This window comes from Kribbella sp. NPDC006257, from assembly GCF_040613535.1.
Taxonomy (GTDB): domain Bacteria; phylum Actinomycetota; class Actinomycetes; order Propionibacteriales; family Kribbellaceae; genus Kribbella.
Window position 1 is genome coordinate 252,521 of the sequence record NZ_JBEXSJ010000007.1, and the last position, 25,196, is coordinate 277,716.

Consider the following 25,196-nt stretch of genomic DNA (forward strand, 5'->3'; position numbering starts at 1 on the left):
CCTCGGTGACCTCTCCCCTGAAGGTGCTCTGCCCCGGGCCGGGTGTCAACGGGTCGCGGGCTCGGTCCGATCGGGCGATCGGAGTTTCGCTGTAGTGCGGCGGTCACGCCCTGCAGCGGCCCTCGACGTACGGCGGGCGATCGGGACCGAACGAGCGGCGCCACCGCCCGCGAACCGGAGCCAGGAAAGGGATTCACCGGTAGCCTGCGGGGTGTGCCGGGCAGCGTGCAATCCATCGAGCGAGCTGCCGCCGTGCTGCGACTGCTGGCCACGGCGCCGAACGGACTCGGCGTCGCCGATCTCGCCAACGCGCTCGGGCTGGCCAAGGCGACCGTGCACGGCATCCTCCGCACCCTGCACCAGGTCGGCTTCGTGGAGCAGGACCGCACCGGCGCGCACTACCGGCTGAGCGACGCCTTCGGCCGGCTCGGCGAGACCTACCTCGACCCGAACGAGCTCCGCAGCCGCGCGATCAACTGGGCCGACTCGCTCGCCTCCCGCAGCGGCGAGGTCGTCCGCGTCGGCCGGCTCGTCGAGGGCAAGGTGGTCGTGGTCCACCACGTCTTCCGGCCCGACGACAGCGACCAGGACCTCGATGTCGGTACGACGTTGCCGCCGCACGCCTGCGCGCTCGGGAAGGCGGTACTCGCCTTCGATGCGGCCGGGACGGCCAAGCCCCGCAAGCTGGAGGCGTACACGACTCGGACGGTTGTCGAGCCTGCCAAGTTGCTGGAGGAGCTGGCCGCCGTACGGGCCAAGGGCTGGGCGGGTGAGTTCGAGGAGCATACGGTGGAGCTGGCGGGGATCGCGGCGCCGATCCGTGGGCTCGGCGGGCTCGTGGTCGGCGCGGTCGGGCTGACCGGCCGGATCGAGCGGATCTGCGACAGCCGGCTCCGGCACCGGACCGATCTGGTCACCATGGTCCGGGCCACCGCCGAAGCCATCGGCCGCGACCTCCGAGAGGACCGCTGATGGCTGAGCAGTATGTGGCGGCGGTGGATCAGGGGACCAACTCGACCCGGTGCATCTTGTTCGACCGGCGCGGGCGGCTGGTGTCGGTCGCACAGCGCGAGCACAAGCAGTACTTCCCGCGCCCGGGCTGGGTCGAGCACGACGCGGCCGAGATCTGGCGCAACGTCACCCGGGTGGTGCCGTCCGCGATCCGCCAGATCGACGCCGAGCCGGCCCAGATCGTTGCCATCGGCATCACCAACCAGCGGGAGACCAGCCTGCTCTGGGACCGCCGCACCGGCCAGCCGATCGGGCACGCCGTCGTCTGGCAGGACACCCGGACGGACCGGCTCATCAAGGAGCTGGCCGGCGACGAGGGCCCGGACCGGTTCGCCGATCTCTGCGGCCTGCCACTGACGACGTACTTCTCGGCGCCCAGACTGCGCTGGATGCTCGACCACACCCCAGGCCTGCGCGGGCGGGCCGAACGTGGCGAGGTGCTCTTCGGCACGATGGAATCCTGGCTGATCTGGAACTTCACCGGCGGCCCCGACGGCGGATTGCACGCGACCGACGTGACGAACGCCAGCCGCACGATGCTGATGAACATCGAGACGCTGGAATGGGACGACGAACTACTCGCGGCGTTCGACGTTCCACGCTCGGTGCTGCCGGAGATCCGCCCGTCGTCCGGGGTGTTCGCGACCGCGACCGAGGTACTTCCCGGCGTACGGATCGGGGCGGCTCTCGGTGATCAGCAGGCCGCCTTGTTCGGGCAGACGTGTTTCAGCCCGGGCGAGGCGAAGTGCACCTACGGCACCGGGTCGTTCCTGCTTCTGCACACCGGCAAGGAGATCGTCCGGTCGACGCACGGGATGCTCACCACGGTCGCTTACCAGATCGGCTCCGAGCCCGCGGCGTACGCGCTGGAAGGCTCGATGGCGGTCACCGGGTCGCTCGTGCAGTGGTTCCGCGACGGGCTCGGCCTGATCCATACCGCCGCCGAGATCGAGACGCTCGCGCGAACCGTCGAGGACAACGGCGGCGCCTACATCGTGCCCGCCTTCTCCGGTCTGTTCGCACCGCATTGGCGCAGCGAGGCCCGTGGGGTGATCGCCGGCCTCACGTCGTACATCACCAAAGGCCATCTGGCCCGAGCCGTGCTGGAGGCCACCGGTTTCCAGACGCTCGAGGTGGTCGACGCGATGAACGCGGACTCCGGCATTGCGCTGACCGCGCTCAAGGTCGACGGCGGGATGACTGCGAACAACCTGCTCATGCAGTTCCTGGCCGACCTTCTGGACGTGCGGGTCGTCCGGCCGATGGTGACCGAAACCGTCTCGCTCGGCGCCGCGTACGCCGCGGGTCTCGCGGTCGGCTATTGGCCCGACCTCGAAGGTCTCCGGAGCAATTGGCATCGGGCCGGCCAGTGGCTGCCCAATATGGACCCCACCCGCCGCGCCACCGAATACGCCAACTGGCAGGCCGCGGTGCAGCGAACCTTCGGCTGGATCCGGCCCGATGCCCCGGACTCTTGAGGGCGCCAGATCCAGTTCTGGCGTTCGTAGCTGATCTCGAAGCCGGCCCGGAGCATGCCGCGCCCGGCACCGCACTGATCGGCACCGTCATGGGGCACAAGCAGAAGCCCCTCGAGCATCCTCGAGGGGCTTGAAGCTCAGGCCGGGGAGACGATGTCCGGTGCCTCCAGGCGGACCTTGTCGGCGGACTCGTCGTCGGGTTGGTCCTGGGAGTCGCGTTCGGACTGGACGCGTTGGGTGTAGAAGGAGATCTCGCGCTCGATCGTCGCTTCGTCCCAGCCGAGGACCGGGGCCATCAGGCGGGCAGCCGCCTCGGCCGCCTCCACGCCCCGGTCCCAGGCCTCGATCGAGATCCGGGTCCGCCGGGCGAGGATGTCGTCCAGGTGCCGGGCGCCTTCGTTCGTGGCGCCGTAGACGACCTCTGCCTTCAGGTAGTCCTGCGTCCCGGGCAGCTGCTCACCCAGGGACGGATCCTTCTCGACGAGCGCGAGCACCTCGTCGACCAGAGCGCCGTACCGGTTGAGCAGGTGCTCGATGCGCGCCACGTGCAGTCCCGAGCGCTGCGCGATCAGGTGCCGCTGGTTCCACATCGCGTGGTACCCGTCCGCGCCGACCAGCGGCGTGTTCTTGGTGACCGACTTCGGCACCCGCCCGTCGAGCGCGTTCGCGGCCGCATCGACGGCGTCCTTGGCCATCACCCGGTACGTCGTGTACTTGCCACCGGCAACCACCACGAGGCCCGGGGCCGCATGTGCGACCACGTGCTCGCGGGAGAGCTTCGACGTACTCTCCGACTCCCCCGCCAGAAGGGGTCGGAGGCCGGCGTACACGCCTTCCACGTCCTCCCGCGTCAACGGCGTGGTGAGCACCGCGTTGACGTGGTCGAGCAGGTAGTCGATGTCCTTGCTGGTCGCGGCCGGATGCGCCTTGTCCAGGTTCCAGTCGGTGTCCGTCGTGCCGATCAGCCAGTGCCGGCCCCAGGGGATGATGAACAGCACCGACTTCTCGGTCCGCAGGATCATCCCGGTGCTCGACTGGATCCGGTCCTTCGGCACGACCAGGTGGATGCCCTTCGACGCGCGCACGTGGTACTGCCCGCGCTCACCGACCATCGCCTGGGTGTCATCGGTCCACACCCCGGTCGCGTTGACGACCTGCTTGGCCCGTACTTCGAACTCCCGGCCGCTCTCCAGGTCCTTCGCCTGGACGCCGGTCACCCGCTCACCCTGCCGGAGGAACCCGGTCACCTTCACCCGGTTGGCGACATGAGCACCGTACGACGCCGCCGTACGGGCCAGCTCCATCGTGTGCCGGGCATCGTCGACCTGCGCGTCGTAGTACTGGAGTGCGCCGACCAGGGCGGACTTCTTCAGCGACGGAACCAGCCGCATCGCACCCCGACGCGTCAGGTGCTTGTGGATCGGAAGACCGGCGCCTAGCCCGGAGCTGAGCGCCATGGCGTCGTACAGCGCCACACCCGAGCCGGCGTAGAACCGCTCCCACCACCGGTGCTGCAGTGGGTACAAGAACGGCACCGGCTTCACCAGGTGCGGTGCCAGGCGCTGCAGCAGCAGACCACGCTCCTGCAGCGCCTCGTGCACCAGACGGAAGTCGAGCATCTCCAGGTAGCGCAAACCGCCGTGGATCAGCTTGCTGGACCTGCTGGAGGTCCCGCTCGCGAAGTCGCGAGCCTCCAGCAACCCCGTGGTCAGGCCCCGGGTCGCGGCGTCGAGGGCCGACCCGGTGCCGACCACCCCGCCACCGATCACCAGGATGTCCAGTTCCCGGCCGTCCGCCATCGCGTCGATGGCCTCGGACCTCGCTTGCGGTGACAGAGCCACTGCGCCCACTGTGCTTTCCTTCCGTCTTTCTTGCCTTGTACTACGGGGTTACGACCGAACTAGTCGACGTCCACCCAGTCGAGCGTGCGCTTCACGGCCTTCTCCCAGCCCTTGTACCCGGCAGCACGCTGCTCGTCGTTCCACTCCGGGTTCCAGCGCTTGTCCTCGTTCCAGTTCTGGACCAGCTCTTCCTTGGTCTTCCAGAACCCGACCGCCAGCCCGGCCGCGTACGCCGCACCGAGTGCCGTGGTCTCCGCGACGACCGGCTTGCTCACCGGTACGCCCAGGATGTCGGCCTGCATCTGCATGCACAGCTCGTTCGCCGTGACACCGCCGTCCACCTTCAGTACGTCGAGCTTCACGCCGGAGTCCTTCTCCATCGCGTCCGCCACGTCCTTGCTCTGGTAGCAGATCGCTTCCAGTGTTGCGCGCGCCAGGTGAGCGTTCGTGTTGAACCGGGACAGACCGACGATGGCACCGCGGGCATCCGACCGCCAGTACGGCGCGAACAGGCCGGAGAACGCCGGTACGAAGTACACACCGCCGTTGTCCGCGACCTGACGAGCCAGCGTCTCCGTCTCGCTGGCACCGGAGATGATGCCGAGCTGGTCACGCAGCCACTGGACCGCGGAACCCGTGACGGCGATGGATCCCTCCAACGCGTAGACCGGGTCTTCGTCGCCGAACTTGTAGCACATCGTGCTGAGCAGGCCCGCCTTCGAACGGACCAGCTCGGTGCCGGTGTTCAGCAGCATGAAGTTGCCGGTGCCGTAGGTGTTCTTGGCTTCGCCGGGCTTGAAGCAGACCTGGCCGACGGTCGCGGCCTGCTGGTCGCCGAGGTCACCCGTGAGCGCGACGACGCCACCGAGCGGGCCGTTCGCGAGTGTCTCGCCGTACTTGTCGGGATCCGACGACGGCCGGATCTCCGGCAGCATCTGCCGGGGGATGTTGAAGAAGGAGATGAGCTCGTCGTCCCAGTCGAGGGTCTCGAGGTTCATCAGCATGGTCCGGCTGGCGTTGGTGACGTCGGTGACATGGACGCCGCCCTGGGTCCCGCCGGTCAGGTTCCACAGCAGCCAGGTGTCGGTGTTGCCGAAGACGGCGTCACCGGCCTCGGCGGCCTCGCGGACGCCGTCGACGTTCTCCAGGATCCACTGCACCTTGCCGGCCGAGAAGTACGTCGCCGGCGGCAGGCCGGCCTTCTGCCGGATCACCTCGCCCTTGCCCTCCCGCTCGAGCGCCGAGGCGATCCGGTCGGTCCGGGTGTCCTGCCAGACGATCGCGTTGTAGTACGGCCGGCCGGTCTTGCGGTTCCAGACCACGGCCGTCTCGCGCTGGTTGGTGATGCCGAGCGCCGCCAGGTCGCTCGCATGCAGCCCGTTCGCGTTCAGCGCGGTCTGGATCACCGAGCTGGTCCGCTCCCAGATCTCCGTCGGGTTGTGCTCCACCCAGCCGGCCTGCGGCAGGATCTGCTCGTGCTCCAGCTGGTGCTTGCCCACCTCGTTGCCGGAGTGGTCGAAGATCATGAAGCGCGTGCTCGTGGTGCCCTGGTCGACGGCACCTACGAAGTCAGCCATGGAATTTCCTCTCCTCACACTTGGTGGTCATGCGGTGGCGGCCCTGGTCTCGGTCTCGGGGTCGCCCCCGGGAATCCGGCCTGGTTCCTCGTCCTCGTCCGCGATCGGCAGGTTGCGCCCGACCAGCAGGTCGTACAGGGCCGCGCCGACCAGCGCGCCGATGATCGGTGCCACGATCGGCACCCAGAAATAGACGTCCCCGAACTGATCCTTCATCGCCCCGCCGTACCCGGTGAAGAAGGACGCCAGCCGCGGACCGAAGTCACGGGCCGGGTTGATCGCGTACCCGGCGTTGGTGCCCCACGCCATCCCGATGCCGACCACCAGCAGGCCGACGATGAACGGTGCCAGGTTGGCCGCCGGGGAGGTGTTGCGCAGGTCGGTGATGGCCAGGATCACCATCATCAGGATCGCGGTACCGATGATCTGGTCCCGGAAGCCGCCCCACAGGTGGACGCCGAGATCCATGCTGCCGTTGCCAGGCAGGGTCGAGAACACGCCCTGGGTCTTGATCGTCAGACCCGGGTCGACCTTGTGCAGTGCCTCGGTGTAGTTCCAGCGAACTACGAGCGCCGCCAGGAACGCTCCGAGGAACTGTGCCACCGAGTACGGCAGCACCTTCTTCCAGCTGAACCCACGGAACGCCGCCAGCGCGATCGTCACCGCCGGATTCAGGTGCGCGCCGGTCATCCGGCCCGCCACGTAGATACCCAGTGTCACACCGAGTCCCCAGGCCCACGCGATCGAGTCGTGGTCGCCGATACCTCCGGCGACGACCTGGGCGACGACGCCACAGCCGAACAGGATCAGGATGAACGTACCGGCGAGCTCGGCGGAACACTCCCCCAGAAGGGTTTTCGCCTTGACTGCCTCAGTCGTGGCCATGCTTGGTCTCCCTTCCACCCCGTGACGACCACGGAGAACTGGAATCTAGGAGCGTCTGCGAGGCGGCACAACGCCTTCCGTTCGACATTGTCGAACGCGAACACCCTGGTGCCCGGCTGCGACACCCCGGCGCGCCGGCTACGTCTTTGGATGTACCTGTGTGGCGACTGGTCTAGACGTCAGCCGGACGTGCCGACCGGCCGGAGTTTCTAGCGTCAGGGGCATGATCGAGATCACGGACTTGACCAAGAGATACGGGAACGCGGCGGTGGTGGACGGGTTGAGTTTCACCGTCCGGCCGGGGGTGGTGACGGGGTTTCTCGGGCCGAACGGGGCCGGGAAGTCGACGACGATGCGCATCCTGCTCGGGCTGGCCAGGGCCACCAGTGGGAGTGCGACGATCGACGGGCAGGCGTACGCCGAGTTGCGCGATCCGCTGCGGCAAGTGGGGGCGCTGCTGGAGGCTACTCCGGTGCAGCGCGGGCGCACGGCGTACCGGTATCTGTTGGCGTTGGCGCAGACGCACGGGATTGCGGCGACGAGGGTGGATGAGGTGCTCGCCACGGTCGGGCTGACGTCGGTGGCTGGGAAGTCGGCGGCTGAGTTCTCGCTCGGGATGCGGCAGCGGCTGGGGATCGCGGCGGTGCTGTTGGGCGAGCCGGCCACTTTGGTCCTCGACGAGCCGACGAACGGCCTCGACCCGGCCGGTGTGCACTGGCTGCGCAATCTGCTCCGGGCGCAGGCAGCGGAAGGGCGGACGGTCCTGGTGTCGTCGCACCTGATCAGCGAGATGGCGTTGACCGCGGACCAGCTCGTGGTGGTCGGGCGCGGGCGGCTACTGGCCGATCTGCCGATGACCGAGTTCACCGCCGGCCATGCCTCGCTCGAAGCGGCCTACCTTCAGCTGACCGGCGACGCGGTCGAGTTCTCCGGAGGCCTGCGATGAGTCTGGCCTTCCAGCGCGTACTCCGGTCCGAATGGACCAAACTGTCGTCGTCGAACTGGGGCGTACTGATCGCGTTGCCGGTGGTGTTCAGCGCGATGTCCGGCTGGATCGGGCACACCAACCATGCGCGTCCGACGCCGGCGACTATCAGTGTCGGCGGCGGATTCCTGCTGTTCGCGGTGGCGGTCGGGGTGTTCGGGCTGACCATGATGACCGGCGAGTTCCAGTCCGGTGTGATCCGGTCGACCTTCACCGCGGTGCCACGCCGGCTGCCGGTGTTGTGGGCGAAGGCGATCGTCCTGGTCGTGGTGGCGACACCTGCCCTGCTGGTTGCGTACTTCGGGGCATTCCTGACCTATCAGGCTTTCACCGACAGCGCTTTCCGCCTCTCGCTGGGAGATCCGGGGATCCTCGGGTCGTTGTTCGGGGCCGTCGGTGCGACCGTGGCCGCGGGGGTGATGGCGCTCGCGTTGGGCACGTTGCTCCGCAGTACGGCGGGTGCCCTGTCGGCGTACGTCGTCCTTTTGGTTGTTCTGCCGTCGGTGCTGTTGTCCGCGTTGCCGGTGTCGTTCCATGGCGTACTGCCGTATTTTCCGACCCTTGCGTTGCAGGGCATGTTCCGGAATGTGTCGGAGGGGATGGTCCAGGTCGGGAGTGCGCCGGACGTGATGCTCTCCCCCGGCGTCTCGACCGCTGTGGTCCTCGGGTGGGTCATCCTGTTGCTGGCGTGGGCCGCAGCGTTGCTCCGGCGCCGCGACGTCTGATCCGTTGACGAGCCGGAGGACATTGCGTTGACCAGCCGATGGGGTGGACCGGCACACCGCCGGTGGGTGATCCAGCCGCCACGACTGGTGGACGCGTGCCTGACCGGGTTGGTGGCGCTGATCCTGCTCCCGGCGAGCGTCGGCGGCTCGACCGCACCGGGGGCGGTCGGATCAGGGCCGGGGATCACCGGTGCGACGTGGCTGCTGTACGCCGCCGTCCACCTGCCGCTGATCTGGCGGCGCCGGGCGCCGGTCGTCGTCTTCTGGTCGGTCCTCACCCTCGTCGGCCTCTGCGTTCTGCTGAACGTCGCCGGCGTCTACCTCGTCTTCGCCCCACTGTTCGCCCTGTACGGCATTGCCCGGTACGCCCGGTTGTTCCACCTGTGGCCCGCGCTCGCAGGAGCGCTGACCGCGCTGGTTGTCGCGACCTTGACCACCGACGGCCAGTTGCCGACCGTGGTCGGGATCTGCTCGATCGGCGCGGTCGTCTGCCTGCTGGCGATCTCCCTGCGCTTGCGTGAGAAGGCCGAGCAGGAACGGATCCGGCACCGGCAACAGGAACTGGAAGCGCAGGCACGGATCGCGGTCGGGGCAGAGCGGACCAAGTTGGCGCGCGAGGTCCACGACGTGGTGGCGCACAACCTGGCCGTCATGGTCGCGCTGGCCGATGGTGCGGCCGCGACGGCTGCGACCGATCCCGGTCAGGCGACCGAATTGATGCGGCAGTCGTCCAGCACCGGACGTGCCGCGCTGGCGGACATGCGCCGGCTGGTCGGCGTACTGCGGGATGGTCATTCACTGGCACCGCAGCCGGGGATCGCCGACCTCGATGACCTCGTCGCCCAGGTCCGTGACGCCGGGCTGGCCGTGGAGCTCGACGTCGGAGAACTCCAGGGAGCGCTCTCCGCGGGCGCCGGCCTGGTCGTCTACCGGATCGTCCAGGAAGCCCTCACCAACACCCTCAAGCACGCCGGACCCACCGCCCAGGCCTCGGTCCGCCTGCAAAGCACTTCCGACGGACTGGACCTCGACATCACCGACGACGGCGCCCGTACGCCGCCCTCCGCCCCGATCCCGGGTGGCCACGGTCTGCTCGGCATCACCGAGCGCACCACGGCGTACGGCGGGACCATCCGGGCCATGCCGCTCCAGCCGACCGGCTGGCACCTGCACGCCCACCTCCCGCTCGATCTCGGGCAGGTGACGTCATGATCAGGGTTCTTCTGGCCGATGACCAGGCCCTGCTCCGGCTCGGATTCCGCGCGTTCCTCAGCCAGGAACCGGATCTCGAGGTGGTCGGCGAAGCCGGAAACGGTCAGGAAGCGCTCTCGCTGACCAGAACGCTCGCGCCCGACGTGGTCCTGATGGACATCCGGATGCCGGTCCTCGACGGGATCGAGGCCACCCGCCGGATCGTCGCGTCCGGCTCCCCCGCCAAGATCCTGGTCCTGACCACCTTCGACCTCGACGAATACGTGTACGCGGCTCTGCGGGCCGGCGCCTCCGGTTTCCTCATCAAGGACGCGCTCCCCGCCGACCTGATCAGCGGCATCCGGGTAGTCGCGGGCGGCGCCGCAGCAGTAGCGCCCGACGTCACCCGGCGGCTGATCGAACAGTTCACCCCGCACCTACCAGAACCTCTCCAGCCACCCGCGGAAGTACCTCTCGAAGGCCTCACCGACCGGGAGCGCGAGATCCTCCTCGAGATCGCCCGCGGCCGCTCCAACCGGGAGATCTCCGAACACCTCTTCATCTCCGAACCGACCGTCAAGGTCCACGTCAGCCGCATCCTCACCAAACTCGCCCTCCGCGACCGCGCCCAGGTCATCGTCCACGCCTACGAAACCGGCATCGTCCGCCCCGGCTGCGGGTGAAAGACCAGCTGCCCGATCGGGCAGCGATCCCGGCCAACCATTGATCGAACTCATCGCGTCAGGGCGAGTAGAAGCGGGGCATTGACCAGGTGAGAGGAATCAGATGGCAACCGGGGACGAATCTGGGGGGTTCGTGGAGTTCGCCACCAGTCGGCATAGGGCGCTGTATCGCTATGCCTATCTGCTGGCCGGTGAGCGTGGGCTGGCCGAGGATCTGGTGCAGGAGGCGCTGACGAAGACGTATGTCGCCTGGAAGCGGCTCGACGACTCGGCCAACGCCGAGTCCTACACCCGCAAGGTGATCACGAACACCGCCATCAGCTGGTGGCGACGCAAGTCCTGGCAGGCGGAGCGGCCGCGGAACGACGTACCGGAACTTCCCACCGCCCATCACGACGACGACGTCACCGCACGCGTCTGGCTGTGGGAGGAACTCCAGGCGCTGCCGCCACGGCAGCGCGCTGCCCTGGTCCTGCGGTACTACGAGGATCTGACCGAGCCCGAGACGGCTCGGGTGCTCGGCTGCACCGTCGGCACGGTGAAGAGCCAGACCTCACACGCCTTGAAGAAACTACGTGCTCGGCTGGGCCCCGACGCCGTACTGATCATGGAGATGGTGGTAGCGAAATGACCGGCCTGTTGAAGGACACTCTGACCGAGCGAGCCACAGCCGTCACCGAACCCCCGCTCGACCTCGACGCGATCATCGGCGCCGGCAACACCCGGATCCGCCGCCGGCGCACCCTCACGATCACCACGGTCGTCGCCGCCGGCACGCTGGTTCTCGCCGGTGGAGTCGTCACCGCGAAGAACCTCGCCGATCCGGAACCGGCGCCGGCCGGCGGCGTACCGAGCTTCAAGGAGCGGCGGCCGACCTTCGCGACCGGCGGCCAGATCCACTTCGGCGCCGACGTGATCAAGGTCGGACCGGAGCGGATCAGCTCGTTCGTCCAGACCGACGCCGGCTTCGTCTTCTCGACCAGCGACGGCACCGTCTACTTCACCGCCGGCCGGGGCAACCTCAAGATCGGCGCCGGCAACAAACGCCAGGAGCTCACCGCCGACGACGACGGCACGGTCGTCGGCTGGGTGGACGCCAGCGCCCCGGTCCGCCAGTTCGTCCTGTACGACGTCGCCAGCGGAGAGGAACTCGCGCGCACGCCGACCGGGAACAAGGCCGGCCAGCCGCCCAACCCGGATCGCGAACCGCGAATCATTGCCATCGACAACAACCAGGCCTACCTCGCGACCCTCGACGGCCTGCACCGCTGGGACATCGCCAAATCGACGGACACCCTGCTCGGCCCCGGTCTCTCCCCGCAGACCCTCGTCGATGTCGCGAACGGCCAACTCGCCTACACCGTCAACGACCCGCACGGCGGCTCGATCACCGGCATCGCGGTGGCGCCGAAGCTCGGCTCATCGCACCTCATCGCCGGCGAAACCGACGGCAACCTCTCCCCCGACGGCAAGTACTTCTTCTCGGAGTCCGGCAACGAGACCTATCTCTTTGGCACCGACAGCGGCGGCGAGATCAAGCTGAACAGCGCCGGGCACGACGTGATGTTCCTCAGCACCTGGCTGGACAACGACCGCTTCACCACCGTCGGCATGAAGTCCATGGACGATGAGGACAAAACCCCACTCGACCTCATGACCTGCTCGGTCAGAACCGCCACCTGCACCGTCGCCGTCCCCAGGTTCGCGCCCTACCCACCGTCCAACGACGGCATCCCGATCGGCTGGCAGGCCCCCACCGGCCAATCCTTCAACCAGTAGCAACAAAACGGCCGGAGAACCCGAGCGGGCTCTCCGGCCGTTCTCTATCAGCTGTTCGGAGCCAAGATTGGAACTATCGCGGAACTAATACCTTGGTGTGCAGGAGGGCGCTGTTGTTACGCAACTCGCGAAGAACGGCCAGCCGACGATCATGTTGTAGGTTCCGGAGTCCTCGATCTGGCTCTCACTGCAGTTGGTGAGGGTGTGCCATTTGGTGATGTGGAACCGACGCCGGAGGACCCCCGGCTGGTCGAAACCACGGTAGTGGCCTGGTACCGGGAGAGTATCGGTCACTGACTTTCCTGATGAGACCGAGCTCGTGACGTCGAAGCTGGTGCTCGCCTCGACCTTGGCAATGGCGCCCCCGATCGTCAGCGTCCCACCCACCTCGACCGACGACGAAGAGGTCTTCGTCGTTGTCAGTGTGTACGAGAGGTTCGCCGTGCTGGGCGAATCGTTGTACTTGCCCGCGGGTGACGCGACCGCGGCGAACGTCGTGCTCCCCAGGGCGGCCACCTTGTAGTAGGTCTCCGGGCCGCACGGTCCTTGCTCGGTCGCGTGGGCGGGCACTGCCAGCGTCACCGGCAGTAGCAGGCACCCCAGTGCCCCAGCCAGAATTCCTCTGGATCGACTTCTCATGTCGTGTTTCTCCTCGTGTCAGGCGGAGACTCCATCGTCACTAGGAGCGACATCATCGACCAGCGACAAACCATACGATTGGCCCCTACACTTCGGGCCGGTGTCCGAGTCGAACCTGGGGAGTCAGTGTGGAGCAGTCGTTCGGAGCGCAGTTGCGTCGTCTCAGACGAGATGCAGGTCTCACCCAGCAGGGCCTGGGCGAACTCGCTGGACTGTCGGACCAGGCCATCAGGCTGCTCGAGCACGGTGAGCGCCGCTATCCGCAGCCAGCCACCGTGAATCGCCTGATGGACGCTCTCAAGCTCGACCAGCCCACCCGGACCGCCCTGTTGAACGCGATACCGAAGCGAGACAACCGGCCGAAACCACCGCCGGCCTCGGATGCTCCGAGCCAGAACTGGACGGTCTCCCAGCAGCTTCCTCTGGTGCCCACGCACTTCAGCGGCCGCGATGCTGAGTTCAACGAGGCCTGCCAGGCGCTGACTGCGACACCTGCTGCCTCCGGCAGTCTGCCAGTGGTGGCGATTCACGGCATGGCCGGCGTCGGCAAATCGGCCTTGGCGGCCGCCGTCGCTGCAGAGATCGCCGACCAGTTCCCCGATGGTCAGCTGTATCTGAACCTTGGCGGATTCGGCCCCTCCCCGTCCCTCCGGGAGAGCGAAGCCCTCTATTCATTGCTCCGGGCAACCGGTGTGGCCGACTCCGAGGTTCCGGTCAACAGCGCCGAAGCCAGCTCGTTGCTCCGCAGCAGATTGTTCGGCCGTCGTGTCCTGATCGTTCTGGACAATGCCAGCGACATCGAGCAGGTCTCACCGTTGCTCCCGGCCGCGCCGACCTGCGCGGTACTCGTAATCAGCCGAGTTTGGCTCACTCGCCTCCCAGCCAACTGTCACCTCCAGCTCGATGTCCTCGACGAATCGACCGCCCTGCAACTGCTGCGTTCTGTCGTCGGTCCGGATCGCGTGGACGCAGAGCCTGACGCGACGGCGGAGCTGATCAGGATCTGTGCCGGACTCCCGCTGGCGATTCAGATCGCCGCCGGCCGGTTGGTCGCTCAACCGGCCTGGCTGGTCGAGCACTTGGTCGACCGGCTCCGGAACGAGCAGCATCGCCTTGATGAACTGGCCGTCGAGGACGCTACCGTGCGCGCCAGCCTGGCGGTGTCCTTCGGGCGCGACGACGACGCTCCGGCCCCGGCCGGCGATCTCTCCGAAGCCGCCTTCGCAGCCCTTGGCCTCATCGATGCGACCAGCCTGACAGCGGTCGCGGCTGCTCGCCTCATCGGCAAGGAGCAACGAGCAGCTCAGGGAGTGCTCGAGCGGATGGTCGATGCCAACCTGCTGATGGCACCGGGGCCTGCCCGGTATCAACTGCACGATCTCCTGCACCTTTACGCGCGTGAACTTGCCGATCAACGCTGGTCGCCGGCGGACCAGAACCAGGCGCTGGACAGGCTGCTGGATGTCTACGAGACCATGGCCTGGCGAACCACCCGAATCGCCGAACCGATGAGCTTCGGCCTGCACTGGGAGAAGCCTGACGATCCGGAAATCGAACCCACGATCACAGACGCAGCAGCGCTGTTCCGGTGGCTGACGTCCGAGCACGACACCATCGTCAAACTGGCGACGCAACTTTCGGCGGATAGCACGAGCCGCGTGAACCGGCTGGCGAGCCTGGTGATCGGTTTGGGCCACTACTTCTTGGCGGGCGGACGCTTCATCGATTTCGCGACCCTTGTCCAGCAGGCTCTCCAGGGCACCTCCCAACAAGACCTCCAAGCCATCCTGCATTGCTATCTCGGCATCGCCCAGGCTGAACTTGGTCAGCCCGACCAAGCGCTGGCCAGTTTCCACACGGCCAGCTCAGGATTCGTGGAAGCCGGCTATCCCCTGGGCGAAGGTGTCTCCCTCAACAACGCGTCGCGACTGCTCAGTGAGAGCGGGCGGTTCGTCGAGGCGATCGCCACGGCCGAGCGGGCGCTGAAGGTCAACATGACCATCGGCAACGCGAAGGCTGCCAACCTGTCCCTGAACAATCTCGGGGCGAGCCACTGTCAGCTCGGTGCCTTTGAGACCGGCTACGACTATTTCATCCAGAGCCTGGAGCTCTGTAGCGAGTCGGGCGACCAGATCGGTCGTGCCCTGGCCTTGCACAACGTCGGCTGCGCCAGCATGGACATGGGCCGCCTCGACGAAGCCGTCCGCAACCTCGAGCAATCGGCCGAGCTGTCCAAGAGGACCGGGATGCGCCTCAACCTCTGCAACCTCCTGATCGATCTGTCCGATGCCTATGGCCGCCTGAGCGACACGAAGAACGCGATTCACACCGGCGAGGAAGCACTCGCGATCGCGATCACGGCCGATGACCCAGTCCGTCAGGGCAGGGCCAATCTTCAGCTCGGAAGGGTCTATGCCAACTCCGCGGATCCGGAACTTGCGCGAGAGCATCTGGAAGACGCTCTCGCGCTTTTCGAGCCCCGCAACAAGGGCGCGGCCAAGCAGGTCAGGCAGATTCTGGACGGTCTGCCACAGCAGTAGCCGGCTGGTTCTCCGGGAAGTGGCAGGCGGCCTGGTGGCCGGGGGCCAGCTCGAACAGAGGCGGTTCGACTGTTTTGCAGATGTCCTGGGCCTTCCAGCAGCGGGTGTGGAAGCGGCAGGCCGGGGGCGGGTTGATCGGGCTGGGGACGTCGCCCGTGAGCCGGATGCGCTCGCGACCGCCCTTGCCCTTGGTGTCCGGGATCGGTACCGCGGACAGCAGGGCGAGCGTGTAGGGGTGCATCGGGCTCTCGTAGAGGCTGACCCGGTCGGCGATCTCGACGATCTTGCCCAGGTACATCACCGCGACCCGGTCCGACACGTGCCGGACCACCGAGAGGTCGTGCGCGATCATCACGTAGGTCAGGTTGAACTCTTCCTGCAGGTCCTCCAGCAGGTTGACCACCTGCGCCTGGATCGACACGTCCAGCGCCGACACTGGCTCGTCGGCCACGATCAGCTTCGGCCGCAGCGCGAGCGTCCGGGCGATCCCGATCCGCTGCCGCTGACCGCCGGAGAACTCGTGCGGGTAGCGGTTGTAGTGCTCCGGGCTCAGACCGACCAGCTCGAGCAACTCCTGCACGGCCTTCTTGGTGCCGTTGGGCGTCTTCACGTGCTGCAGCTTGAACGGCGCTCCGACGATCTTGCCGACGGTATGCCGCGGGTTCAGCGACCCGTACGGGTCCTGGAAGATCATCTGCACGTCCTTGCGGAGCGGACGCATCCGGCCCTCGGACAGGTGGCTGATGTCGCGGCCCTCGAAGATGATCGTGCCGTCCGTGGGCTCCAGCAGCCGGGTCAGCAGCCGGCCGGTGGTCGTCTTGCCGCAGCCGGACTCCCCTACCAGCGACAGCGTCTCGCCCTTGGTGACGGTGAAGTCGAGACCGTCGACAGCCTGGACCGCACCGGTCTGCCGCTGCAGCAGGCCCTGCCGGATCGGGAAGTGCTTCTTCAGCCCCGTCACCGCGAGCAGCTCCTCGCCCACCGGCGCGGTCGCGGTGCCCGATGCGGTTTCAGTGGTCGTCACAGTGGCGCTCCGTCGTTCCCAGATTCGGCAGTCATGGCTCGCACAGGCTCGATCATGACAACTTCGGCTTGATGTCGGTCTCCCAGGCGTGCTTGCGCTGCTCGGGTGACAGGTGGCACGCGACCTGATGACCCGCGCCGATGTCGAGCAACTGCGGTACCTCGGTCTCGCTGGCGCCGCCGTTCAGGTGCGCGTAGTTGCAGCGCGGGTTGAACGCACAGCCCGGCGGCACGTTGATCAGGCTCGGCGGCGTGCCCTTGATCGGGATCAGCCGTTCGGTCCGCTCCTGGTCGATCCGCGGCATCGAACCGAGCAGGCCCCAGGTGTAGGGGTGCTGCGGCCGGTCGAAGATGTCCTCCGCGGTGCCGTACTCGATCGCGCGCCCGGCGTACATCACCTGGATGTCGTCGGCGAGCTCGGCGACCACGCCGAGGTCGTGGGTGATGATGATGACGGCCGAGTTGAACTCGCGTTGCAGGTCCCGGATCAGGTCCAGGATCTGCGCCTGGACCGTCACGTCGAGTGCGGTGGTCGGCTCGTCGGCGATCAGTAGGTCCGGGTCACAGGACAGCGCCATCGCGATCATCGCGCGCTGCCGCATCCCGCCGGAGAATTGGTGCGGGTAGGCGTCGACGCGCTTGTCCGGCTGCGGGATGCCGACCCGGTCGAGCATCTCGATCGCGTGCTTGCGGGCGACCGCCTTGGTCACCTTGTTGTGCACCCGGTAGGCCTCGATGATCTGCGCGCCCACCGTGTAGTACGGGTGCATCGCCGACAGCGGGTCCTGGAAGATCATCGCCATCCGCTTGCCGCGGAGCAGCCGAACCTCCTCGCGGCTGGAGCTGATCAGGTCCTGACCGTCGAGCAGCACCTCGCCGGAGATCTTCGCCGTACCGGCCTTGTGCAGGCCCATGATCGACAGGCTGGTGACGCTCTTGCCGGAGCCGGACTCGCCCACGATGCCGAGCGTCTTGCCCCGGTCCAGGCTGAACGTCAGCCCGTCGACGGACTTGACCACACCGTCGTCGGTCGGGAAATGCACCTTCAGATCGCGCACCTGGAGGAACGCGTCGTTGCGGGCAGTGCTGTCCTGTACTGCGCTTTGCTCGGTCACTGGAGCCGCACTCTCGGGTCGACGACGGCGTACAGCATGTCGACGACCAGGTTGGAAACCACGATGAAGAAGGCCGCGAGCAGCGTGACGCCCATGATCTTCGGCATGTCCTGATCGGAGATGCCGGTCACGGCGTACTTGCCGAGACCGTTCAGGCTGAACACCTTCTCGGTCAGGATCGCGCCGCCGAGCAGCAGACCGAGGTCCAGACCGAAGATGGTCAGGATCGGCGTGAGCGCGGCCCGCAGACCGTGCCGGACCACGACGACGTTCTCCTTCAGACCCTTCGCCCGGGCCGTCCGGATGTAGTCCTCGTTCATCGTCTCGAGCATGCCGGCCCGGGTCAGTCGCGCGTACTGCGCGGAGAACAGGAACGCGAGCGTGATCCAGGGCAGCAACAGCGACTGCGCCCACTCGATCGGATTCTGGGTGATCGGCACATAACTTCCACCGGCCTTGAACCAGCCGAGTTTGTAACTGAGATAGGTCAGCGACATCAGGCCGGTCCAGAAGATCGGCATCGAGACACCGGCCAGCGCCAGCGTCATCGCCGCCCGGTCGAACAGCGACCCTCGGCGCAAGGCGGACAGCACCCCGATCGAGACACCGCCGATCAGCCAGAGGATCGATGCGCCGGCCGCCAGCGAGAGGGTGACCGGCGCTCTGTCGAGCAGATCCGGCCAGACCGGCTGGCGGGTGATGAACGAGTACCCCAGGCACGGTGCCGGGCAGTGCTCGATCTCGGTGCCCATGTTGTAGCTCTCACCGACGAAGATGCCTTTCGCCCAGTGCCCGTACTGCACCACGATCGGGTCGTAGAAGCCGAGGTTCTGCGCCGTCAGCTTGACGGTCTCCGCGGTCGCCGTCCGGCCGACGTACCTGGTCGCGAGAGTCTCCGGCGTCGCGCCGGCCAGTCTCGGAACCAGGTAGAAGATCGAGAACGTGATGGCGCTCACGACGAACAGCAGACCGACCGCGGCGATCAGCCGCCTGATGATGTATGTGATCACAGACCTCGGCGTCGGTGGCCGGTCCGGAAGAGCCTTCCGGACCGGCCACCAAGTGCCTTCACCTACCTAATCTGAAGAAGACGGAACGACTTACGGCTTGCTCAGCGACAGGTAGTCGTACATCCCGAACTGCGTGTTGACGAAGACGTTCGACAGGTTCTTGCCCCGCAGCAACAGGCTCTTGGCGTAGACGCCCGGGTAGATGACCGCCTGCTCCATCACCTTCTGGTCGATGGTCGCCCAGTCGGCCTCACGCTTGGCGGTGTCGAGCTCGCCCTGCGCCTGGTCCAGCAGCTGGTCGACCTCGGGGATCCGCACACTGGTGTTCGAGGAACCACCGGTCTCGCGGATGACCCGGGAGTCGGTGATCTGGGACAGGAAGCCGTAGCCGTCGTTCCAGTCCGCGCCCCAGCCGTTGACGACCAGGCCGAGACCGTTCTTCGCCACGTACGGCGGGTTGCCGGCGTACGTCGAGAAGTAGTCCTTCTTCGGGAAGCCCTTCGGGGTGACCTTGATGCCGATCTTGGCCAGCTGCTGCTGGAACGCCTCGGCGGTCGCCTTCTCCTTCGGCCGCTCGTTGCGGTAGGAGATGTTGGTCGAGAAGCCGCCCGCCTGACCGCACTTGGTCAGCGACTCCTTGGCCTTGTCCAGGTCGCCCTTGCCGTCCTTGGTCGGGTACAGGTCGAACTGCTTGTAGCCCGGGATCACCGGCGGCAGGATCGTCGTCGCCAGCGCGCCACCGGCGAACTCGCCGCCGTACGCGGTCTGGTACGACGTACGGTCCATCGCGTACTCGATCGCCTTGCGGCACTCGATGTTGTCGAACGGCTTCACCGTCGGGTTGATCGAGGTGTACCACAGACGGGCCAGCGTCGGGTTGTCGGCGCGGGCCTTCAGGGTCGGGTCGCCCAGCACCCGGCTCTGGGTCGCCGCGGTGACACCAGTACCGGCGAGCGCGACGTCCACGTCACCGGAGATCAGCCGGTTGTCGATGTCTTCGGCGTCGACGTTCATCTGCATGTCGTAGCCGTCGGCCAGCGCCTTGCGGTTCGGGTCCGACGCCTGGTCCCAGTTCGGGTTGCGCTTGAGCGTGTAGCTCTTGCCGTCGGCGTACGAGGCGAACATGTATGGACCGGACGAGATGACGTGCTGCTTCTGCTTCGCGCCCTGGTCCTTCGCCTCCGGCACCGGCGCCGACTGCGGCGTCATGGCGAGGTAGTCGAAGCCGGCGAACGGCGCCTTCAGGTGGAACACGATGGTGTTGTCGTCCGGCGTCGAGATCGCCGAGTCCGTGTTCACGCCCTTCGACTTGTACGGGCCCTTGTAACCGGCCGGCCAGTTCAGCATCGAGTCGAAGTACGCCGGGCCGTCGGGGAAGACGGTCTTGTCGGTCGACCGCGAGACGCCGTACTTGACGTCCTTGGAGGTGATCGGCGTGCCGTCCTCGAACTTCAGGCCCTTGCGGATCTTGTAGGTCCAGGTCTTACCGCCGTCGCTCGGCGTACCGAGGCCTTCGGCCAGGTCACCCACCAGCTTGTTGCTGGCGTCGCCCGGCGCGACCGTGAACATGGTCAGCGAGCGCGCGTAGAGGCGCACCATGTTCCACTGGGTGGCGTAGTAGGTGTCACCGGTGTCCACCGAGTCGGGGGCGCTCTCGTCGGCGAACTTGACGATGCCGCCCTTCTTGTCGGAGGCGTTGAACACCTTCGTCATCGCTGCGTTGAACTCGGCCTTCGCGGTGTCACCGCCCGACGAGCCGCCGCTGTTGTTGTTGCTGCCCCCACAGGCAGACAACGACAGAGCGAGCACCACGGTAGCGGCGACCGCTGTCTTGATTCGTCTGGTGTTCATCGTTTCCGATCCACCCCTTCTTCTCAGGAGCTAGGTCAAACGGGGACTACTTTTGGTGAAACTAATGGGCCTTCGGGTCCAGGGCGTCGCGCAGACCGTCACCGAACAGGTTGAAGGCCAGAACCGTGATGAAGATGGCCAGGCCGGGCCACAACATGAAGTGCGGCATCGTGTAGAAGCTCACGGCGTCGGAGAGCATGCCGCCCCAGGACGCCGTCGGCGGGCGGATACCGACGCCCAGGAAGCTCAGCGCCGCCTCGAACAGGATGTTCGTCGGGATCAGCAGCGTGGCGTAGACCAGGATCGGGCCGATCAGGTTCGGCAGGATCTCGGTGAACAGGATGTACGGCCGCTTGGCGCCGAGGCTCCGCGCCGCGTCGACGTACTCGCGTTCGCGCAGTGACAGCGTCTGGCCGCGGATGATCCGGCCGATGTAGGGCCAGTTGAAGAAGCCGACGATGAAGATCAGCAGGCAGATCCGCAGCGTGTTGCCCTTCAGCCCGAACGCCTCGTCCGGCATCACACCGGCCAGCGCGATCGCGAAGACCAGCAGCGGGAAGGCCAGGAAGATGTCCATCAAGCGGCTGATCACGGCGTCGACCCAGCCACCGAAGAAGCCGGCGATGATGCCCATCGTGGTGCCGATGGCGACCGACAGCAGCGTCGCGAAGAAGGCGATCAGCAGCGAGATCCGCGAGCCGTAGACGACCCGGCTGAAGATGTCCCGGCCGTTCACCGGCTCCAGGCCCATCAGGTGGTGCCAGCTGATCCCACCGAAGGTGCCGATCGGCGCCAGGGTGCCGGTCTTGGTGTCGATCAGGTTCTGGTGGAACTCGTTCGGCGGGTCACCGAGCAGCTTCACGATCAGCGGCGCGAAGACGGCCATCAGGATGAGCAGCACGATCACCACGGCGCCGACCATCGCGACCTTGTCCCGCTTCAGCCTCGTCCAGGAGATCCGCCACAGCGAACGTCCCTCGATCCGGGTGGTGCCCTGCAGGATGGCTTCCGGATCTCCCGCCGCCGCTCCCCCGGGCTCGACCTCGAGTGGTGTCGTCACGCGATAGCTACCCCTGTCCGAGTGTGTTGGTCCGCCAGCCGCACGCAGCGGCTGCCGCCTAAACCTGCCGCCATTACGTTGCGGAGTCAAACGCCGGAATGGGTGCGTTGCCCGATCGTGATGACTAGGAAACCGTCCCGTATCGTGGACAATTCGGCCTTCCAGCGTGATGTGACACTGGCAGTCGCGATCGGCTCGCGCAGTGTCACATCCAGGGCCATATTCTGCGTGGCCGCGGGGTCACTTCCGCAGCGCTGAGAAGTACACGAAAGACAGCGGATTGAGCGTGGCGCCGACGTTCTCGACGTCCCGGCCGGCGACCACCGTCAACCGTCCCTGCCAGGTCGGCAACGCCGGTACGTCGTGCGCCAGGACCCCCTGCAGATTCTCCAGCAACCGCTCCCGGTCGAGCTGGTTCTGCTCGGCGATCTCCTGATCCATCAGCTTGTTCGCAGTCTGTGACCGATACGCGTTCTGGAACACCGCGCCCTCGCGCACGATCGGGACCAGGTAGTCGTCACTGTCCGGATACTCCGGCGTCCATCCGGCCAGATACGCGTCGAACGCGCCGGCCCGGATCTGCTGCTGGTACTGCGGCCACTCGAGCCCCCGCAGATTGACCTTGAACAGCCCCGAGGCGTCCAGCTGCCGTTTCAGCTCCAGTGCCTCGGCCTTCGCCCCTGGCCCGTAGTGGGTGGGGGTCCAGCCGATCGTCAAGGTGACCGCGCCGATCATCCCGCCCTCGCGCAGGATCGCGGTCGCCGCCGCCTTGTTCGGCTCCTTGTACTCCGTCTTGAAGGAGTCCAGATGGCCGCCGAACCCCGGCGGCACCACGGAATACAAGGGCGTCACGCTGTCGGCGTACGCCTTCTTGACGATCGCCGGGCGATCGACGAGCTGCGCGACGGCTCGGCGTACGGCGGGTCTGCGGGCGATCGCCGATTTGAAGTTGAAGGAGAAGAACCGGGTCTCCGCGGATTCGGCCTCGACGACCTGGACCGTCTCACCGGTCCGCAGCTTCGCGAGGTCGCTCGGCCCGAACCCGTGCAGCGCGAGGTCCACCTTGCCGGTACTGACTGCCTGGGTCAGCGCGGCCGAGTCGCGGACGAAGCTGAGGTCAACGCCGTCGTTCAGCGCGCCCCGCGCACCGCGGTACCCCTTGAACTTGGTCAGCACGGCCTGCCGGCCCGCCTTGTACGACGTGAGCTCGTACGGCCCACTGCCCATCGCCGTGTCGTTCAGCAGCTTCGTCGTCGGATAGAACTGCTCGTCGACGATCGAGGCGGCTGTGGTGGTGAGCAGGTACGGCAGTCGCGCGTCCGGCTTCTTCAAGTTGAATACGGCCGTCAGCTCATCGGGTGTCGTCACCGACGCGACCGAACTGAACAGTCCGGCCGGGCCACCAGGGGTCTTGAGTTTGAGCATCCGGTCGAAGCTGAACTTCACATCAGAGGACGTCAGCTCGTGCCCGTTCGGGAAGGTGAGTCCCTTCTTCAGGCTGCAGGTGTAGATCGTCGGAGCGTCGTACTGGCAATCAGCCGCGTCCGGCACCGGCGTCGGCTTGTCCGGTGTGATGGTGAGCAGTGTCTGGAAGACGTTCGCCTGCAGAGTGCGCGAGCCGATCTCGTACGGCCCGGCCGGATCCAGTGAGGTGACGGTGTCGGCGGTGGCGACCTTCAAGACCATCTGCTTCGGCACCGCGGGTGAACCGCCCTGGCCGACCGGGTGGTCGTTCTTGCCACATCCTGCGAGTACCAGCGACCCCACCAGTACGCCGGCCACCGCCCGGCGCTTCACCGCTTTCACCAATTCCACCCTCTCGCCTTCGCACCGAACACGCTGTGCGACCCCGCAACGCGACTTCCGCACCAAGACGGTACTGCGCGGCAGGCGCACCACCGGCGGGAGGGTTCAGCCGAGCAGGTCGCGCAGAGACTGCGGCGTGAACGGTTCGAGCGACTCGGCGACCAGCCGGCGCGGTGCGGCAGGGATCGCGATCCACTGCGGTACGGCGAGGACGAAGGCGCCGGCCGCAGTACCCGAGGCCGTGCCGCCCAGCGAGTCCTCGATCACGATGCAGTCGGCGGGATCCACCTTCAGTTCGCGGGCTGCGGTAAGGTACGGCTCGGGATGCGGCTTGCCGTTGCGGACCTCGTCGCCGGCCACCACCACGTCGTACAGGTCAGGCGGCAGGTGCGAGAGCACGGCGTCGATCATCACCCGGTACGACGCCGAGACCAGAGCACACGGGATGCCTTCGGCCTTGAGTGCCTGGAGGAGCTCGACCGCACCCGGCCGGAAGACGACCTCTTGCTTCAGGACGCCGACCACCTCGCCGTACATCCGCTCGGCGAGCTCGTCACGCTCGATCGCGCCGGCCGGGATCCGCGCCATCCACGCGTCGACCGCGTCGCTCAGGTCGCTGCCGACCAGGCTAACGCAGTCCTCGATCGTCCAGGTCGCACCGAGGCTGCCCAGCAACTCCATCTGAACCCGCGCCCAGACCGGCTCCGAATCAACCAGCGTGCCGTCCATGTCCCAGAGCACAGCGCGCAGAGTCATGCGCCAAGTTTCCCTTGCTGCTGTCGGGCGCGATGCAGCGGGTCCGCGATCCGGCCGGCCTTCTCGCGCCTGCCCGGCGTACGGCGACACTTCCGCTCCTCGTGAAAGCACCCGCGTCGGCTCGGCGATGGACGTAGGCTGGCACTCTGCTCCCGGCCGGGCCGGGAGCCACTACAGACGACTAGGACAAGGGGGTGGCGGGAGTGGTAGATCTCGCGAACCTGAGGGACCCGGTCGTGATCGCCGCGTTCGAAGGTTGGAACGACGCCGCCGAGGCGGCCACCGGCGCAGTCGACCATCTCATCGACGAGTGGGACGCCGAGCTCGTCACCGCGATCGACCCGGAGGACTACTACGACTTCCAGGTCAACCGGCCGCAGGTCGGGTTCGACTCCGACGGCGTCCGCCGGCTCACCTGGCCGACCACCCGGGTCTTCCTCGCCCGGCCGACCGACACCGGCCGCGACGTCCTGCTGATCCGCGGCATCGAGCCGAACATGCGCTGGCGTGGGTTCTGCCGCGAACTCCTGGAGCTGGTCGACGACTCGAACGCCCAGCTGGTCGTCGTACTGGGCGCTCTGCTCGCCGACGCCCCGCACACCCGGCCGATCCCGGTCAGCGCATCGTCGTCCGACCCGGAGCTGACGGCGTCCTGGAGCCTGGAGCCGTCGACGTACGAAGGTCCCACCGGCATCACCGGCGTCTTCGCCGACCTCTGCGGCACCCTCGGCGTACCGTCGGTCTCGATCTGGTCCGCGATCCCGCACTACATCGCCGGCACCCCCTGCCCGAAGGCGTCGCTCGCCCTCCTCGGCAAGATCGAGGCCCTTTTGGACCTCCCAATTCCCGAAGGCGATCTCCCGGAACTCGCCCGCGCCTGGCAACGCGGCGCCGACGAACTCAGTGAAGAAGACCCCGAGGTCGCCGAGTACGTCGCGTCGCTGGAGGAACAACGCGAAACGACGGACCTCCCTGAAGCGTCCGGCGACGCGATAGCCGCCGAGTTCGAACGCTACTTGCGCCGCCGCAACACCGACCGGCCTGAGTAGCCTCGTACGGCGAAGGCTCACGCGCCCGCCCCGGGAAGCCCCGTACGGCGAGGCTCACCGGCTCGCCCCGAGTAGCCCCGTACGGCGAAGCTCACCCGCTCGCCCCGAGTAGCCCCGTACGGCGAAGCTCACCCGCTCGCCCCGAGTAGCCCCGTACGGCGAAGCTCACCCGCTCGCCCCGAGTAGCCCCGT

The 25,196-nt window shown here is 67.1% G+C and carries 21 protein-coding genes; 10 read left to right on the forward strand and 11 right to left on the reverse strand.

Features of this window, described 5'->3' with window-relative positions; all coding sequences use genetic code 11:
- Positions 1-213 precede the first annotated feature (213 nt).
- Positions 214-972: an IclR family transcriptional regulator gene (locus tag ABZ004_RS11675; RefSeq protein WP_355679751.1), complete on the forward strand. Its 759-nt coding sequence runs from the start codon at positions 214-216 to the stop codon at positions 970-972.
- Positions 972-2,489, forward strand: coding sequence for a glycerol kinase GlpK (gene glpK / locus ABZ004_RS11680; protein WP_355679752.1), 1,518 nt, complete (start codon positions 972-974; stop codon positions 2,487-2,489). The genes ABZ004_RS11675 and glpK (ABZ004_RS11680) overlap by 1 nt, the downstream gene beginning before the upstream one ends.
- Positions 2,490-2,626: 137 nt before the next feature.
- Here the strand turns inward: glpK (ABZ004_RS11680) and ABZ004_RS11685 are convergent, their stop codons facing one another.
- The 3 genes from ABZ004_RS11685 to ABZ004_RS11695 are packed head-to-tail and all read right to left on the reverse strand — an operon-like array spanning position 2,627 to position 6,792.
- The gene (locus ABZ004_RS11685) at positions 2,627-4,339 is read right to left on the reverse strand and encodes a glycerol-3-phosphate dehydrogenase/oxidase (protein ID WP_355679753.1); all 1,713 of its coding nucleotides are present in this window, start codon (positions 4,337-4,339) and stop codon (positions 2,627-2,629) included.
- Between the two features lie 50 nt (positions 4,340-4,389).
- Positions 4,390-5,907, reverse strand: a complete 1,518-nt coding sequence (gene glpK, locus ABZ004_RS11690) for a glycerol kinase GlpK (protein ID WP_355679754.1) — start codon at positions 5,905-5,907, stop codon at positions 4,390-4,392.
- Between the two features lie 27 nt (positions 5,908-5,934).
- Positions 5,935-6,792, reverse strand: coding sequence for an MIP/aquaporin family protein (locus ABZ004_RS11695; RefSeq protein ID WP_355679755.1), 858 nt, complete (start codon positions 6,790-6,792; stop codon positions 5,935-5,937).
- Between the two features lie 223 nt (positions 6,793-7,015).
- Here ABZ004_RS11695 and ABZ004_RS11700 point away from each other — a divergent pair, with 223 nt between their 5' ends.
- From ABZ004_RS11700 to ABZ004_RS11725, 6 genes are all read left to right on the forward strand, one after another.
- Positions 7,016-7,738, forward strand: a complete 723-nt coding sequence (locus tag ABZ004_RS11700) for an ATP-binding cassette domain-containing protein (RefSeq protein ID WP_355679756.1) — start codon at positions 7,016-7,018, stop codon at positions 7,736-7,738.
- A complete protein-coding gene (locus tag ABZ004_RS11705) occupies positions 7,735-8,502 on the forward strand; it encodes an ABC transporter permease subunit (RefSeq protein ID WP_355679757.1) in 768 nt (255 codons plus the stop codon). The genes ABZ004_RS11700 and ABZ004_RS11705 overlap by 4 nt, the downstream gene beginning before the upstream one ends.
- A 27-nt stretch (positions 8,503-8,529) precedes the next feature.
- Entirely contained in the window at positions 8,530-9,714 is a 1,185-nt protein-coding gene (locus tag ABZ004_RS11710; RefSeq protein ID WP_355679758.1) for a histidine kinase, read from the forward strand.
- The gene (locus ABZ004_RS11715; protein WP_355679759.1) at positions 9,711-10,376 is read left to right on the forward strand and encodes a response regulator transcription factor; all 666 of its coding nucleotides are present in this window, start codon (positions 9,711-9,713) and stop codon (positions 10,374-10,376) included. The genes ABZ004_RS11710 and ABZ004_RS11715 overlap by 4 nt, the downstream gene beginning before the upstream one ends.
- 103 nt (positions 10,377-10,479) lie before the next feature.
- Complete coding sequence (locus ABZ004_RS11720; RefSeq protein WP_355679760.1) at positions 10,480-11,007, forward strand: SigE family RNA polymerase sigma factor; 528 nt, start codon at positions 10,480-10,482, stop codon at positions 11,005-11,007.
- Positions 11,004-12,155 (forward strand): hypothetical protein, encoded by a 1,152-nt coding sequence (locus tag ABZ004_RS11725; RefSeq protein ID WP_355679761.1) that lies wholly within the window; start codon positions 11,004-11,006, stop codon positions 12,153-12,155. Before ABZ004_RS11720 ends, ABZ004_RS11725 begins: the two co-directional genes overlap by 4 nt.
- Positions 12,156-12,239: 84 nt before the next feature.
- On the opposite strand, the gene ABZ004_RS11730 is transcribed toward ABZ004_RS11725, so the two are convergent.
- On the reverse strand, positions 12,240-12,794 hold the full coding sequence (locus tag ABZ004_RS11730; protein WP_355679762.1) for a hypothetical protein: 555 nt from the start codon (positions 12,792-12,794) through the stop codon (positions 12,240-12,242).
- A 128-nt stretch (positions 12,795-12,922) separates the two neighbouring features.
- Between ABZ004_RS11730 and ABZ004_RS11735 the strand changes: the two genes are divergently transcribed.
- Positions 12,923-15,334: a tetratricopeptide repeat protein gene (locus ABZ004_RS11735; RefSeq protein WP_355679763.1), complete on the forward strand. Its 2,412-nt coding sequence runs from the start codon at positions 12,923-12,925 to the stop codon at positions 15,332-15,334.
- Here ABZ004_RS11735 and ABZ004_RS11740 read toward each other — a convergent pair.
- The 7 genes from ABZ004_RS11740 to ABZ004_RS11770 form a co-directional block, all read right to left on the reverse strand.
- Complete coding sequence (locus tag ABZ004_RS11740) at positions 15,300-16,358, reverse strand: dipeptide ABC transporter ATP-binding protein (protein WP_355679764.1); 1,059 nt, start codon at positions 16,356-16,358, stop codon at positions 15,300-15,302. The two genes, ABZ004_RS11735 and ABZ004_RS11740, sit on opposite strands and share 35 nt — an antisense overlap.
- Before the next feature lie 52 nt (positions 16,359-16,410).
- Positions 16,411-17,472, reverse strand: a complete 1,062-nt coding sequence (locus tag ABZ004_RS11745) for an ABC transporter ATP-binding protein (protein ID WP_355679765.1) — start codon at positions 17,470-17,472, stop codon at positions 16,411-16,413.
- A complete protein-coding gene (locus ABZ004_RS11750) occupies positions 17,469-18,482 on the reverse strand; it encodes an ABC transporter permease (protein ID WP_355679766.1) in 1,014 nt (337 codons plus the stop codon). The genes ABZ004_RS11745 and ABZ004_RS11750 overlap by 4 nt, the downstream gene beginning before the upstream one ends.
- A 90-nt stretch (positions 18,483-18,572) precedes the next feature.
- Entirely contained in the window at positions 18,573-20,333 is a 1,761-nt protein-coding gene (locus ABZ004_RS11755; RefSeq protein WP_355679767.1) for an ABC transporter substrate-binding protein, read from the reverse strand.
- Between the two features lie 61 nt (positions 20,334-20,394).
- Positions 20,395-21,393, reverse strand: coding sequence for an ABC transporter permease (locus tag ABZ004_RS11760; RefSeq protein ID WP_355679768.1), 999 nt, complete (start codon positions 21,391-21,393; stop codon positions 20,395-20,397).
- Between the two features lie 240 nt (positions 21,394-21,633).
- The gene (locus ABZ004_RS11765; RefSeq protein ID WP_355679769.1) at positions 21,634-23,199 is read right to left on the reverse strand and encodes an ABC transporter substrate-binding protein; all 1,566 of its coding nucleotides are present in this window, start codon (positions 23,197-23,199) and stop codon (positions 21,634-21,636) included.
- A gap of 105 nt (positions 23,200-23,304) precedes the next feature.
- Positions 23,305-23,955, reverse strand: coding sequence for an HAD family phosphatase (locus ABZ004_RS11770; RefSeq protein WP_355679770.1), 651 nt, complete (start codon positions 23,953-23,955; stop codon positions 23,305-23,307).
- A gap of 203 nt (positions 23,956-24,158) precedes the next feature.
- Here ABZ004_RS11770 and ABZ004_RS11775 point away from each other — a divergent pair, with 203 nt between their 5' ends.
- Positions 24,159-25,004, forward strand: coding sequence for a PAC2 family protein (locus tag ABZ004_RS11775; RefSeq protein ID WP_355679778.1), 846 nt, complete (start codon positions 24,159-24,161; stop codon positions 25,002-25,004).
- Positions 25,005-25,196: the final 192 nt, after the last annotated feature.

Coding starts and splice junctions, on each gene's coding strand:
- ABZ004_RS11725 (WP_355679761.1), top strand. CDS start 11,004: ATGACCGGCCTGTTGAAGGACACTCTGACCGAGCGAGCCACAGCCGTC.
- ABZ004_RS11700 (WP_355679756.1), top strand. CDS start 7,016: ATGATCGAGATCACGGACTTGACCAAGAGATACGGGAACGCGGCGGTG.
- ABZ004_RS11705 (WP_355679757.1), top strand. CDS start 7,735: ATGAGTCTGGCCTTCCAGCGCGTACTCCGGTCCGAATGGACCAAACTG.
- glpK (WP_355679754.1), bottom strand. CDS start 5,907: ATGGCTGACTTCGTAGGTGCCGTCGACCAGGGCACCACGAGCACGCGC.
- ABZ004_RS11730 (WP_355679762.1), bottom strand. CDS start 12,794: ATGAGAAGTCGATCCAGAGGAATTCTGGCTGGGGCACTGGGGTGCCTG.
- ABZ004_RS11755 (WP_355679767.1), bottom strand. CDS start 20,333: ATGAACACCAGACGAATCAAGACAGCGGTCGCCGCTACCGTGGTGCTC.
- ABZ004_RS11770 (WP_355679770.1), bottom strand. CDS start 23,955: ATGACTCTGCGCGCTGTGCTCTGGGACATGGACGGCACGCTGGTTGAT.
- ABZ004_RS11715 (WP_355679759.1), top strand. CDS start 9,711: ATGATCAGGGTTCTTCTGGCCGATGACCAGGCCCTGCTCCGGCTCGGA.
- glpK (WP_355679752.1), top strand. CDS start 972: ATGGCTGAGCAGTATGTGGCGGCGGTGGATCAGGGGACCAACTCGACC.
- ABZ004_RS11720 (WP_355679760.1), top strand. CDS start 10,480: ATGGCAACCGGGGACGAATCTGGGGGGTTCGTGGAGTTCGCCACCAGT.
- ABZ004_RS11695 (WP_355679755.1), bottom strand. CDS start 6,792: ATGGCCACGACTGAGGCAGTCAAGGCGAAAACCCTTCTGGGGGAGTGT.